12 protein-coding genes are annotated in these 12790 nt (G+C 42.0%); 9 read left to right on the top strand and 3 right to left on the bottom strand.

The window, feature by feature from the left end; translation table 11 throughout:
- Window positions 1-189: 189 nt before the first annotated feature.
- Entirely contained in the window at window positions 190-1176 is a 987-nt protein-coding gene (locus MMO42_RS04620; RefSeq protein WP_241319482.1) for a Tim44-like domain-containing protein, read from the bottom strand.
- Between the two features lie 95 nt (window positions 1177-1271).
- The gene (gene radA, locus MMO42_RS04615; protein ID WP_241319481.1) at window positions 1272-2660 is read right to left on the bottom strand and encodes a DNA repair protein RadA; all 1389 of its coding nucleotides are present in this window, start codon (window positions 2658-2660) and stop codon (window positions 1272-1274) included.
- Window positions 2661-2936: 276 nt separating this feature from the next.
- Here radA and MMO42_RS04610 point away from each other — a divergent pair, with 276 nt between their 5' ends.
- From MMO42_RS04610 to dapF, 4 genes are all read left to right on the top strand, one after another.
- On the top strand, window positions 2937-4349 hold the full coding sequence (locus MMO42_RS04610) for an amino acid permease (RefSeq protein WP_005211422.1): 1413 nt from the start codon (window positions 2937-2939) through the stop codon (window positions 4347-4349).
- A 142-nt stretch (window positions 4350-4491) separates the two neighbouring features.
- A complete protein-coding gene (locus tag MMO42_RS04605; protein WP_005151714.1) occupies window positions 4492-4731 on the top strand; it encodes a lipoprotein in 240 nt (79 codons plus the stop codon).
- Window positions 4732-4753: 22 nt separating this feature from the next.
- Complete coding sequence (gene lysA / locus MMO42_RS04600; RefSeq protein WP_241319480.1) at window positions 4754-6004, top strand: diaminopimelate decarboxylase; 1251 nt, start codon at window positions 4754-4756, stop codon at window positions 6002-6004.
- 6 nt (window positions 6005-6010) lie between these two features.
- Window positions 6011-6865 (top strand): diaminopimelate epimerase, encoded by an 855-nt coding sequence (dapF, locus tag MMO42_RS04595; RefSeq protein WP_005292759.1) that lies wholly within the window; start codon window positions 6011-6013, stop codon window positions 6863-6865.
- A gap of 49 nt (window positions 6866-6914) precedes the next feature.
- Here dapF and MMO42_RS04590 read toward each other — a convergent pair whose 3' ends face one another.
- Entirely contained in the window at window positions 6915-7526 is a 612-nt protein-coding gene (locus MMO42_RS04590; protein WP_241319479.1) for a LysE family translocator, read from the bottom strand.
- A gap of 163 nt (window positions 7527-7689) precedes the next feature.
- Between MMO42_RS04590 and xerA the strand changes: the two genes are divergently transcribed.
- From xerA to MMO42_RS04565, 5 genes are all read left to right on the top strand, one after another.
- On the top strand, window positions 7690-8577 hold the full coding sequence (gene xerA, locus MMO42_RS04585) for a site-specific tyrosine recombinase/integron integrase (protein ID WP_241319593.1): 888 nt from the start codon (window positions 7690-7692) through the stop codon (window positions 8575-8577).
- 438 nt (window positions 8578-9015) lie between these two features.
- Window positions 9016-9765, top strand: coding sequence for an electron transfer flavoprotein subunit beta/FixA family protein (locus tag MMO42_RS04580; protein ID WP_004654672.1), 750 nt, complete (start codon window positions 9016-9018; stop codon window positions 9763-9765).
- A 17-nt stretch (window positions 9766-9782) separates the two neighbouring features.
- Window positions 9783-10718 (top strand): FAD-binding protein, encoded by a 936-nt coding sequence (locus tag MMO42_RS04575; RefSeq protein WP_005292765.1) that lies wholly within the window; start codon window positions 9783-9785, stop codon window positions 10716-10718.
- A 75-nt stretch (window positions 10719-10793) separates the two neighbouring features.
- Window positions 10794-11636, top strand: coding sequence for an AraC family transcriptional regulator (locus tag MMO42_RS04570; RefSeq protein ID WP_241319592.1), 843 nt, complete (start codon window positions 10794-10796; stop codon window positions 11634-11636).
- A 90-nt stretch (window positions 11637-11726) separates the two neighbouring features.
- Window positions 11727-12677: an MBL fold metallo-hydrolase gene (locus tag MMO42_RS04565; RefSeq protein ID WP_241319478.1), complete on the top strand. Its 951-nt coding sequence runs from the start codon at window positions 11727-11729 to the stop codon at window positions 12675-12677.
- Window positions 12678-12790 lie beyond the last annotated feature (113 nt).

Here is a 12790-nt window from a genome sequence, read left to right as displayed (position 1 = left end):
ACTTATCCGTTAGTATCAATAGACAGATCGTGCTAGGTTGTGTTGTTTCATTATTATAATAAGTGTCAAGCGTTGTTCTATTTACACTCCGCCATTCTCCGATATAGAGAGTGGCTTTTTTTAGCTTTGCTCAAAGCCAAGCCATAAAAAAAGAGCTGTCGAAACAGCTCTTTTATTCAATCAACGTAATTAAGCTTGTTGAATACCCGCAACAACCCAATCTTGCTGTGAGCCAGCAGGCTTAACAAAATGCCAGATTTCAGCAAATGGCTGAGGCAAGCTGTTTAAGTCTTCACTCACGGTACCTGTAAAGCGTACGCTCACGACGTATTGACCATTTTCAGTAGAGCTTTCGACAACCATTGCATTGAGGTTGCTAAATTCAGCCACGTCTTGATCTTGGTTCGCCATAATATCGCTATACATTGAGTTATAAAGCTCAGGTGTTAAATAACGACGAATTTCTTCGACATTGCTCGCACTGTTCACCGATTGAATGTGGTTAAAACGTTGGCGTGCAATGCGTAAGAACGCAGCAGGTTCAGTACCATCTGGTAATTGGTTGCCACTACTCATTGATGCAGCACCAAATGGCGCTTGTGGCGCAGCAGTACCACCACCTACAGATTGACCAAAAATATTGGTATTGTCAGTTGCTGCTTGACGTGCAGCAGGCTGCGGTGGTGTTTGACGGCCAAAGTTGTTTTGACCGCCATTGTTTGGTGCGTATGGATTATTGGCTGCTAATTTTTTTTTTGCGCCTAATTTGCGGAAAACAAAGAAGGCGATCGCTGCAGCAAGAAGAACCCAAAGCCAGCTAGGAACGCCACCTTTTTCTTCCTGTTGCTGCGCTTGAGCATTGGCTTGTTGCTCAGTTGCTGTTGGATTTTGTTGCTTGTCATCTGCCAATGCGTTTGCAGCAACTGCACCCACTGCAGCACCTGCGACACCTGCAGCAACCATCGTACCTACACCTGGACCAGATTTCTGTGGTGCAGTTTGTTGTTGAGGTGCTGGAGTTGCTTGACGAGATGGCTGGTAAGATTGGCTAGATGAACTAGATCTGCTCATGCCGTGGCTTTTACCGCCACCTGCACGCTTTGCTTCCGCAAGCGGTGCAGCAACCAAAGTTGCCATTAAAAGAGCTGCCATCAAGCCACGCTGATGTACTTGCATCGAAAATTCCTATTTAAATTCAATTTGTAAATGTATTTATGCAGGTATTTCGATGTAATTTCAACTAGAAAAGTATGTTTTTTTATGTCAAGGCATCATAGCAACTCATCACTCAACTGCATGGCTTCGGTCAAGGCTTCATGTAAACGGGCAACTGCAATGATTTGCACGCCTTCAATAGCTTTTTGCGGTGCGTTGCCTCTGGGTAAAATCACATATTTAAAGCCATGTTTTGCCGCTTCTTTCAGGCGTTCTTGGCCATTGGGTACGGGACGAATTTCCCCAGATAAACCAACTTCACCAAACACCGCTAATTGTTGCGGTAGGGCTTTGCCTCTCAAGCTTGAGGCACAGGCAAGCAAAACAGCTAAGTCAGAGCCTGTTTCAGTAATCTTTAAACCACCCACTACATTGACATAGACGTCTTGCCCTGAAGTTTGCACACCACCGTGTCGGTGCATCACTGCAAGCAACATGTTTAAACGGTTTTGCTCCAAACCCAATGCCACTCGACGGGGTTGTCCGTGTGCATCATCCACCAGCGCCTGAACTTCAACCAACAGTGGGCGAGTTCCTTCACGGCTAATCATCACGATTGAACCTGGAATAGCTTCATCATAGCGACTCAGGAAAATAGCAGATGGATTGGCAACCTCGCGTAGACCTTTATCGGTCATCGCAAATACGCCCAATTCATTGACTGCACCAAAACGGTTCTTGACGGCACGGATCATGCGATAACGGGAGTCGGATTGACCTTCAAAATAAAGTACACAATCGACCATATGTTCTAAAACACGTGGACCTGCCAATGCACCTTCTTTGGTGACATGACCGACAAGGAATAAAGCTGTGCCACTATTTTTGGCAAACCGAGTGAGCAGGGCAGCAGACTCACGGATTTGTGAGACGCCACCTGGTGCCGATTGCAGTGTTTCGGTATATAAGGTTTGAATTGAGTCCAAAATTGCAACAGCAGGACGTTCTTGTGCAAGTACTTCACAAATGCGCTCGACACAAGTTTCCGCCATGACTTTAAGTGAGTCTGTAGGGAGATCTAAACGTTGTGCACGCAAGGCGACTTGTGAAAGTGATTCCTCACCAGTCACATAAAGCGCTGAGCTTTTTTTACTGGCCATGTGTGTTGCGGTTTGCAGCAGGATGGTTGATTTACCAATACCTGGATCACCGCCAATCAGTACCACAGAGCCTGTGACCAAGCCGCCACCCAATACACGATCAAACTCACTGATTCCCGTTTGCAAACGGGTTTCGTGCGAGACCGAGATTTGATTGAGTGTAGTGATATTGGCTACTTGTCCAGCATAACCACCCACTTTCGGGCGAGCTCGATGGGTGGTGGTGGTTTCTAAACGAACCTCAGTCAGACTGTTCCATTCACCACATTCTGAACATTGACCTGCCCATTTCGGATGGTCTGCGCCACATTGTTCGCAACGATAAACGCTTTTAACTTTGCTCATATTCGGTGATAGATCAATAAAATTGTTGAAAATGTAACAATAGCCAATCGGAAATACAAATTTTATCTATAACTGTCGCAAAAGTTGATTTTGGCACGTAAACTGCTACTTACATGGAAATGTGTACAGAGGTTTATAAAACGGGAAAAGATGATTAAAAATGAAGCTAAAAGCTGTTGAAATTTTAAAATTGTGAAGAAAAGCCGAAAAAACTTTTTCTATTGTTAAGTTTTTAGGCTAATTTTGTGACATAAAACTTGAGAGTTGAATATAACAATGTCAAATGAATTCCTTGGTTCATCTAATGAAAATGGAGAACTGCACCGTAGTCTGTCCAATCGACATTTACAGTTGATCGCGATTGGTGGTGCAATCGGAACAGGATTGTTCATGGGATCTGGTAAAACAATTAGTTTAGCTGGACCATCAATTCTGTTTATTTACATGACAATTGGTTTGATGGTGTTCTTTGTAATGCGCGCATTAGGGGAATTATTACTATCAAACTTAAACTATAAATCTTTTATCGATTTATCGACGGATTTAATTGGTCCTTGGGCTGGCTATTTTGTTGGTTGGACCTACTGGCTCTGCTGGGTCACAATTGGTATCGCAGATTTATCCGCTATTATTTATTATCTCGAATTCTTTAATGGTGGTGAATCCTTCAGTGCGGCTGGTGGTTTACTGATTAGTACCGTCGCTATTCTATTCGTACTTGGCTTGAACTTGGTCACCGTAAAGCTGTTTGGTGAAATGGAGTTCTGGTTTGCAATGGTGAAGATCACGGCGATTATTGTCTTGATTGCTGTTGGTTTATGGATGATCTTTACTGGATTTACCAGCACTACAGGTACCGTTGCTAGTGTATCTAACTTATGGACACATGGTGGCATGTTCCCTAAAGGCTTGGATGGTTTCTTGGCTGGTTTCCAGATTGCGATTTTCGCCTTTGTTGGTGTGGAATTGGTAGGTACAACTGCTGCTGAAACACAAGATCCAAAACGCAATTTACCAAAAGCGATTAACTCGATTCCAATTCGTATCATTATTTTCTATGTATTGGCATTGTTCGTGGTGATGTGTGTGACACCTTGGGATCAAATTAATCCTAAAGTAAGTCCATTCGTCAATATCTTCTCGCAAGCGGGAATTGCATCTGCTGCGATCATTATGAACTTGGTGGTGTTGTCTTCGGTCATGTCATCAATGAACAGTGGTGTCTTCTCGACCAGTCGTATGTTGTTTGGTTTATCTGGAGATAATCAAGCACCTAAACTATTCGGAAAGCTGTCTAAATCTGCGGTACCTGCAAAAGCATTGATTTTCTCGTCAATCTGTATCTTTATCGGTGCATTTGTACAGTTTGTTTATAAATTACAAACGGGTACCAATGACGAAGTTACAGCGTTTACTTTAGCGACGACGTTATCAACGATTCTGTTCATCTGTGTATGGATCATTATCATGTGGAGTTATATTAACTACCGCAAAAATCGTCCTGAACTACATGCACAGTCTACATTTAAATTGCCTGGCGGCGTGTTTACATGTTGGGTTGTGATTTTATTCTTCCTTGCAACAATTTACTTCCTAGCGTTGGATGAAACGACTTTAGAATCATTAAAAGTCAGTCCAATCTGGTTCGTGATTTTGGCCATTGGTTATTTCTTCTATAAGAAAAAGTAAGCTTTTAGCCAATGAATGATGAAAACGTCGACTTGAGGGTCGGCGTTTTTTATGCTTAATTGTTTTATTCATTGAAGTTTAGACTTTAGCCAATCTGATGATCACGCTATACTGCTCCGAATTGTAAAAGTTAGGTGCTCAGATGCTTAAAGTCATTTGTTCAATCAGTTTATTGCTCAGCAGTGTGGTTTTAACTGCATGTGGTCAGTCAGGTGCATTGCAATTGCCATCTGATCCAAACTACGACAACCGTGCAAAATATCTGCTTTATAAAAATGAAGCATCTCAGGCGAAAGCATCGTCAGCAAGCAAAGCAGATGATGTAAAAATGGAAAGCCCAGCGACGTCTTCAACGACTCAATCACAGACCATCTCACCTTAAGTTTGTAAATAAGGACATCTTCATGAGTTTCACTCGCATTAATGGAGTATTGCATGCTGAGCAATGTTCACTGGATCAGCTCGCACAGCAATACGGCACGCCTTTGTATGTTTATTCAAAAGCAACTTTTGAAAAGCATTACTTGGATATGCACCGTGCTTTTGATTTTATTGATCATCAAATCTGTTATGCAGTGAAGTCAAACTCAAATTTGGCTGTGTTGAATGTATTGGCGAAAGTAGGTGCAGGCTTTGACATCGTGACCGGTGGAGAGTTAGCACGCGTATTGGCGGCAGGGGGTGATCCTGCAAAAATCGTATTCTCTGGTTTGGGCAAATCTGAAGCAGATATTGAAAAAGCCTTGAATGTTGGGATTGCATGCTTCAATGTGGAGTCACATGCTGAGCTAGATCGCATTCAAAAAGTAGCAGCGAAATTAGGCAAAAAAGCACCGATTTCTTTACGTGTAAACCCAGATGTTGATGCAAAAACGCATCCTTATATCTCGACTGGGTTGAAAGAAAACAAGTTTGGTATTCCAAGCGATACGGTTGATGAAACTTATCAATATGCAGCTTCATTGCCAAATCTTGAGATTGTTGGGATTGATTGTCATATTGGGTCGCAGTTGACTGAAACCAAACCATTTGTCGATGCACTTGATCGTGTCATTTTGATGATTGAGCAATTGAAAAACTTAGGTATCAACCTCAAACATATTGATATCGGTGGTGGTTTAGGTGTGCGTTATAAAGATGAAACGCCACCAAGCGTTGAAGAATATGCCAATGCGATGCGTCCCGCTTTAGAGAAGCTTGGCTTGAAAGTCTATATGGAACCAGGGCGTAGTATTTCGGCGAATGCAGGTGCATTATTAACCAAAGTTGATCTATTAAAACCAACCAATCACCGCAACTTTGCCATTATTGATGCAGCGATGAATGATTTAATTCGTCCCGCTTTATATGAAGCTTGGATGGATATTCAATCGGTGAACCCGAATGCTGATGTTGAAGTGAAAACTTGGGATTTGGTCGGTGCCATCTGCGAAACAGGTGATTTCTTGGGTAAAGAGCGTGACTTGGCCCTTCAGGAAAATGATGTGTTGGCAGTACTCGGTGCAGGTGCATACGGGTTTGTGATGAGCTCGAACTATAACACTCGTGGCCGTGCTGCTGAAGTTATGGTCAGTGGTGATCAAGCCTATTTAATTCGTGAACGTGAAACCATAGAATCACTTTGGGAAAAAGAGCGTTTGTTGCCTGAGGAGTAAATTGAGATGTATTTAGAATTTACCAAAATGCATGGTTTGGGCAATGATTTTATGGTCGTTGACCTCGTTACCCAGCGAGCTTATTTAGATACAGTGACGATTCAGCGATTAGCTGATCGTCATTTTGGTGTGGGCTTTGATCAACTACTGATCGTTGAACCACCTGATTTGCCAGATGTTGATTTTAAATATCGAATCTTTAATGCTGATGGCTCAGAAGTAGAGCAGTGTGGTAATGGCGTGCGTTGTTTCGCTCGTTTTGTACATGAGCGTCAACTCACGACCAAAACCAAGATTCGTGTGCAAACCAAAGCAGGTATCGTTGAGCCTGAATTGGGTGCCAATGGTTGGGTGCGCGTCAATATGGGGCAACCGAAGTTTCTTCCAGAAGAAATTCCATTTGTGACCCAAGAGCATGAAGATATCGAAGGCTTATATGGATTGGCACTCGCTGACAATCAAAGCATTAATATTGATGTGGTGAACATGGGAAATCCGCATGCGGTCACCATTGTTCCTGATGTATTGACTGCGGATGTTGAGCGCATTGGACCACAAGTGGAATCACATGCACGTTTTCCTGCACGTGTGAATGCAGGGTTTATGCAAATCATCGATGAAAAGCATATCCGTTTACGTGTGTTCGAACGTGGTGTAGGGGAAACCCTAGCGTGCGGTACAGGTGCTTGTGCAGCCGCTGTCAGTGGCATGCGTCAGGGTTTGTTAGCCAATGAAGTTGAAGTTCAACTTGCAGGTGGTAAGTTACATATCGCTTGGCGTGAAGGTGATGTGGTCTGGATGACAGGTCCAACCACACATGTTTATGATGCCCGTTTGGATTTAAGATATTTCCAAGGCTAATGATCTAAGATTTAAAAAAGCGCGTTTTAATCAACGCGCTTTTTATTGTTTATCGTTTGCTGAATGCCAGTTTCAATGCAAACAGGATAAAAATACTGCCAGTGATGCGATCCATATATTTAATGAATTTTGGCCGTTTTAAATAGCCAGAAATGGACTGCATCGCGGAGATCAGGAAAATGGACCAAATAAAGCCAATCAGCACATGAATCATCACTAAACCCATGGTCCAAATGACTGGTGAGGAAGACTGTGGAATGAACTGCGGTAAAAATGAGATATAAAAAATACCGACTTTCGGGTTGAGTAAATTGCCCCAGAAGCCTTTAATAAACCAGTTCTGCGTTGCGGTCGTTTCATTGATATTTGCAAGTTGGGTGCGTGGTTTTAACAGCAGATTTAAACCTAACCATGTCAAATAAATTGCGCCCATCCACTTTAAGGCATTGAAAGCAAGGTCGGAGGTCATCAATAAAGCCCCTAAACCACAGGCTACAATCACACCCCAGACGATACAGCCCAAATTAATACCCAATGCAGCTTGGAATGCTTTCGCTTTACCTTCTAATGTTGCTGTACGAATGATAAGCGTGGTATCAAGGCCAGGCGTAAGTGTCAGCAAGGTAATGGCGATCAGATAAGGAATAAGGGTTGTGAACATGATAAGAGCTGCTATTTCATACTGATATAAGAATTGTAGTACAGCAATAGATCTGCTTCGAGACTTGTTTAGCTTGATTTGGAAAAAAATTTGTTAGACTGTAGTTGTTAATATTTGCATAACTTTGGAGAGCGATTTGGAAAGCCCAGAAAAACTGCTGTCCATGTGGTTAAAAGAACGAATGATTCAAAATCAATCTGAACATACGATTGCGGCCTATCAACGTGATTTAACCGATTTCTTTCAGTTTTGCGAATATAAACAATTACAACTGCAAGATATTGAAGCATCGGATTTGAGAGAGTATCTGGCTAATCGGGTTGAACGAGATCAACTGAGTAGTAGTAGCTTGCAGCGTCATTTGACTTCAATTCGTCAATTTATGAAGTGGGCAGAACAAGGCCAATATCTAGAGCAGAATCCATCTGAAGATTTTAAATTAAAACGTCAGCCACGACCTTTACCGGGGATGATTGACATTGAAACTGTACATCAAATCTTAGATCAAATGGCTCCCGAGAAGCCGCTTGAACAACAACTATGGTTACGTGATAAAGCGATGCTTGAATTGTTATATTCAAGTGGTTTGCGTTTGGCTGAATTGCAGGGTTTAACGGTTAAAGATATTGATTTTAATCGACAGCTGCTACGTATTACAGGTAAAGGTAACAAAACTCGGATCGTTCCATTCGGGACTAAGGCCAAAGACAGTCTAGTGGAGTGGCTGAAAATCTATCGGATTTGGCAAGGTGGCTTTAATGCTGAGTCAGCAGTTTTTATTTCGCAACGGGGCAATGCCTTAACATCTCGACAGATTGAAAATCGAGTCAAACTACAGGCGCAACGCGCAGGCGTGAATGTCGATCTGCATCCACATTTATTGCGTCATTGTTTTGCCAGCCACATGCTTTCAGCCAGTGGTGATTTACGGTCTGTGCAGGAGATGCTGGGACACAGTAATCTATCGACCACCCAAATTTATACCCATGTTGACTTTGAGCAACTGGCCAAAGTTTATGATCAAACACATCCGCGCGCGCAAAAAAGCTAAATCTTGATATATTATGTTGCAAATTTGAGCGTTTAATCATCGATGACTTTTCCACTTTATTCGCAATATCTGTTGAATTGTTGTTCTTACTTAATTGCCACATTTTTGCAAAACCTTAAAGCCGTCAGTTTTTACTCGAAATGATCCGTTACAGTGCGCGTGGGCAAGATCGAAAAAGCCTGTTTTAGATCATTGAATTTTATAAAATATTAAAAAAATCAAAGTTTAATATCTATTATTCTTGTTAACTAAATTTATAAAATGGATAACTATTTTCAATATGTGAACTGAGCGTTTCATCTTTTTTATAGCTGTAGCGGAAATTGTGACTTGACCGAAATGCCAAATACATTGCAAGATAGGGCACCTAAAAAGTTTCGATCGAAGAGTTAGAATGCTCTTCATTACATTTACTTGCTTAGAACAGCCGAGGATTACATGAAGGCTCTTGTCGCTGTAAAACGTGTGGTTGATGCCAACGTTAAAGTTCGTGTTAAGCCGGACAATAGTGGGGTTGACCTTACCAACGTTAAGATGTCAATCAACCCATTTTGTGAAATCGCAGTGGAAGAAGCGGTTCGCTTAAAAGAAAAAGGAACAGTTTCTGAAATCGTTGTTGTTTCAGTGGGTTCTAAAGACGCTCAAGAACAAATTCGTTCTGCAATGGCTTTAGGTGCTGACCGCGGTATTTTAGTTGAAACTGCTGATGAAGTTGGCGCTTTAGAAGTTGCTAAAATCTTGAAAGGCGTTGTTGATGCTGAAAAACCAGAACTTATTCTTCTTGGTAAACAAGCAATTGATGATGACTCTAACCAAGTAGGTCAAATGCTTGGTGCTTTACTTGGTGCAGGTCAAGGTACTTTCGCATCTGAAGTTAAAGTTGATGGCGGTAAAGTTCAGGTAACTCGTGAAGTGGATGGTGGTTTGCAAACTGTTGAGCTTGCATTACCAGCAATCATCACCACTGACTTACGTTTGAATGAGCCACGTTATGCTGCTCTTCCAAACATCATGAAAGCGCGTAAAAAGCCACTTGATACTAAATCACCTGCTGATTATGGCGTTGCAACGGGTACTAAACTTAAAACAATTAAAGTTGAAGCACCTGCTGAACGTAAAGCTGGCGTACAAGTGAAGTCGGTAGACGAGCTTGTTGAAAAATTGAAAAACGAAGCGAAAGTGATCTAATACAGAAGGATAAAATCATGAGTATTTTAGTTATCGCTGATCACAACAACCAGACACTTAACGGTGCAACTTTAAACGTTGTTGCGGCAGCTCAAAAAATCGGTGGTGATATTACTGTATTAGTTGCTGGTTCTGGCGCTCAAGCAGTTGCAGACGCTGCTGCTAAAGTTGCTGGTGTGAGCAAAGTATTACTTGCTGACAATGCTGCTTATGCAAACCAATTGGCCGAAAACGTTGCTGGCTTAGTTGCTGACATCGCAAAAGGCGGATACAAATACGTATTAGCTGCTTCTACAACGACGGGTAAGAACATTCTTCCACGCGTTGCTGCACTTCTTGATGTAAGCATGATTTCAGATATTATTGCTGTTGAATCTGCGAATACCTTCAAGCGCCCAATTTATGCAGGTAATGCAATCGCGACTGTTCAATCTGATGAAGCAATCATCGTTGGTACAATTCGTGGTACAGCATTTGATGCTGTTGCTGCTGAAGGTGGTTCAGCTGCAGTTGAAGCGGTTGCAGAAGCGAAAGATGCTGGTATCTCTACGTTTGTAAGCGAAGAAATCGTGAAACTTGATCGTCCAGAGTTAACTGCTGCACGTATCGTTGTTTCTGGTGGTCGTGGTGTTGGTTCTGGTGAGAACTACCACAAAGTACTTGATCCATTAGCAGATAAGCTTGGCGCTGCTCAAGGTGCTTCACGTGCTGCGGTAGATGCTGGCTTCGTACCAAACGACTTCCAAGTAGGTCAAACAGGTAAAATCGTTGCTCCAGATCTTTATATGGCGATTGGTATCTCTGGTGCGATTCAGCACTTGGCAGGTATGAAAGATTCTAAAGTTATTGTTGCAATCAACAAAGACGAAGAAGCGCCAATCAACAGCGTTGCTGACTACTGGTTAGTTGGTGATTTGAATACTGTTGTTCCAGAATTGGTCAGCAAGTTGTAATTTACAGCCTGCTACTTATTCTAGAAAAGCCCTTGTGCTATAAATTGCACAAGGGCTTTTTTTATTTTCATGATTATGAATATTGATTCTTCTGTTTCCATTGATGCTGATGATTTGCATGGTTCACTTGTGAAATTAGCACGTGCAGATATGGCGCGGGATTATTTGTGTATTCGGGCGAAAAATCAGCATGGTCTGTCAAATATTCAAGTGAATCAATTGCACATGGGGATTATTCTACATGGGCAACAGCAGTTGAATGTTTATAACCACCAGATCGATCTCAATGTCGGTGATCTTTTTATCATCAAGCCAGATACCATTGCGGATACGTTCAATATCCCAGATCCAAACACAGGGGAATATTTGACGATTCTGGTACCAATGTGTGAAGAAGTGATTCATGCAGCACAAATGATTTGGGCTAAGCCAATTACTGATAAAACAGCAGCAATCTTACGATTTTCAATCCATGACTTTGCCGTCCATCTTTTTGAATGGCAAACAGCGCTATTTGAGCAGGACTTCGTAAAAGCGCGCTTATCGATTGCCGCGATACTGGTACAGTTATGTCAACAGCACTGTGCAGATGTCCTCATTCTCCCTCCACCAAAATTATCGAAACAAATTTACCAGTGGGTTATCGATGATCCGCAGCATCAATGGCAATCCAGTGAAATTGAAATGCGCTTGGGTTTGAGCAGTGCCACACTACGTCGTAAATTGAGTCATGAGCAGACTTCCTTGCGAGAGATCATTACCCATGCGCGGCTTGCTTATGCATTGGAATTGTTGTACTCAAACAAGCTACCGATGAAAACGATTGCAGCAAAATCAGGTTATCAATCTACAGCAACATTTCGTGAACGGTTTATGCAGCGCTATCAAGTCGATCCTGCCGTTTTATCTTTGGGCTGATTTAGAATGAGCGATTCACATAGATGATTGAGCGATTTTTATCACGAAAAATAGTTAGATTTAAATCAATCAAATATCAAGGTGATGAGTGTGAAATTATTAAAACCTATCCTAATCGCACTACTGTTTAGTGTTGGTACAACATATGCTGAATCAAAACCAAAGCGACAACAGGTCGATGGATATTTTTTACAGCCCGTTGGGAACCTGAAAGTCACGGCTTTATTTGATGGTGAACTGGGGCTGCCGCGCAGTGATTTGTTAGGTATCTCGTCAGAGAAAGCCAATCAGCTATTCGAAGAGAATTTTGTACCTGTCGATGAACACAATCAGATTGTGACTGATTTTTCAGCCTATCTGGTGCAAACACCAACACAAAATATTTTAATTGATGCAGGCACGGCAAAATGTTTTGGCCCAAGCTTGGGCCATGTCCCTGAAAATTTGAAAAAGGCGGGGGTACAACCAGAGCAAATTGATACCATTTTAATTACCCATGCGCACCCTGATCATTTATGTGGAATTACGCTGGATGGGAAAATGGTTTATCCAAATGCTAAAGTCTACTTAGCCAAAGAAGATGTGGATTACTGGACATCAGCCAAGAATGAAGCAAAAGCCACTAATTTCTTTAAACCTTTATTTAAAATGACCCGTGATGCATTGAAGCCTTATCAACAGGCAGGGCGGTTGGTTGCTTTTACCACAGCTTCGTTTAAAGTCCCGAATGTTGAATTGATCAGTACCCATGGTCATACCGAAGGTCATTCATCTTATTTGGTTGACGGACAGAATGGACAAAAGTTTCTGGGTTTGGGGGATGTGGTGCATTATGCAGCAGTGCAATTTCCCTATCCTGAAGCAAGTTATAAACCTGATACCAACTCTAAACATGCAATCGCTGTCCGTAAAAATATTTTTGAGCAAGCTTACCTGCATCAATGGTGGATTGGTGCCGCGCATGTCGCTTTTCCTGGAATTGGTCATATTGGTAAAAAAAACCTGACTTACCAATGGATTGCTACACAATATCGCCCATAAAAGTAAAGGCTAGATTTTTTAATTGCTGGGAAGAAGGGAGGGGTTTCCTGTCCTATATCTCGAAAACTTCAACTTTAATTCTATGGGTGCAGAGGAAAGGCTCGTGAAACAGA

Source organism: Acinetobacter sp. ANC 3882 (genome assembly GCF_022549545.1).
GTDB lineage: Bacteria > Pseudomonadota > Gammaproteobacteria > Pseudomonadales > Moraxellaceae > Acinetobacter.
The sequence above is the reverse complement of the archived record's forward strand: the minus strand, read 5'-3'. Positions and strand labels throughout refer to the sequence as shown.

Excerpts from the sequence above, each read along its gene's own strand:
- MMO42_RS04620 (WP_241319482.1), bottom strand. The coding sequence starts at position 1,176 with ATGCAAGTACATCAGCGTGGCTTGATGGCAGCTCTTTTAATGGCAACT.
- radA (WP_241319481.1), bottom strand. The coding sequence starts at position 2,660 with ATGAGCAAAGTTAAAAGCGTTTATCGTTGCGAACAATGTGGCGCAGAC.
- MMO42_RS04610 (WP_005211422.1), top strand. The coding sequence starts at position 2,937 with ATGTCAAATGAATTCCTTGGTTCATCTAATGAAAATGGAGAACTGCAC.
- MMO42_RS04605 (WP_005151714.1), top strand. The coding sequence starts at position 4,492 with ATGCTTAAAGTCATTTGTTCAATCAGTTTATTGCTCAGCAGTGTGGTT.
- lysA (WP_241319480.1), top strand. The coding sequence starts at position 4,754 with ATGAGTTTCACTCGCATTAATGGAGTATTGCATGCTGAGCAATGTTCA.
- dapF (WP_005292759.1), top strand. The coding sequence starts at position 6,011 with ATGTATTTAGAATTTACCAAAATGCATGGTTTGGGCAATGATTTTATG.
- MMO42_RS04590 (WP_241319479.1), bottom strand. The coding sequence starts at position 7,526 with ATGTTCACAACCCTTATTCCTTATCTGATCGCCATTACCTTGCTGACA.
- xerA (WP_241319593.1), top strand. The coding sequence starts at position 7,690 with ATGTGGTTAAAAGAACGAATGATTCAAAATCAATCTGAACATACGATT.
- MMO42_RS04580 (WP_004654672.1), top strand. The coding sequence starts at position 9,016 with ATGAAGGCTCTTGTCGCTGTAAAACGTGTGGTTGATGCCAACGTTAAA.
- MMO42_RS04575 (WP_005292765.1), top strand. The coding sequence starts at position 9,783 with ATGAGTATTTTAGTTATCGCTGATCACAACAACCAGACACTTAACGGT.
- MMO42_RS04570 (WP_241319592.1), top strand. The coding sequence starts at position 10,794 with ATGAATATTGATTCTTCTGTTTCCATTGATGCTGATGATTTGCATGGT.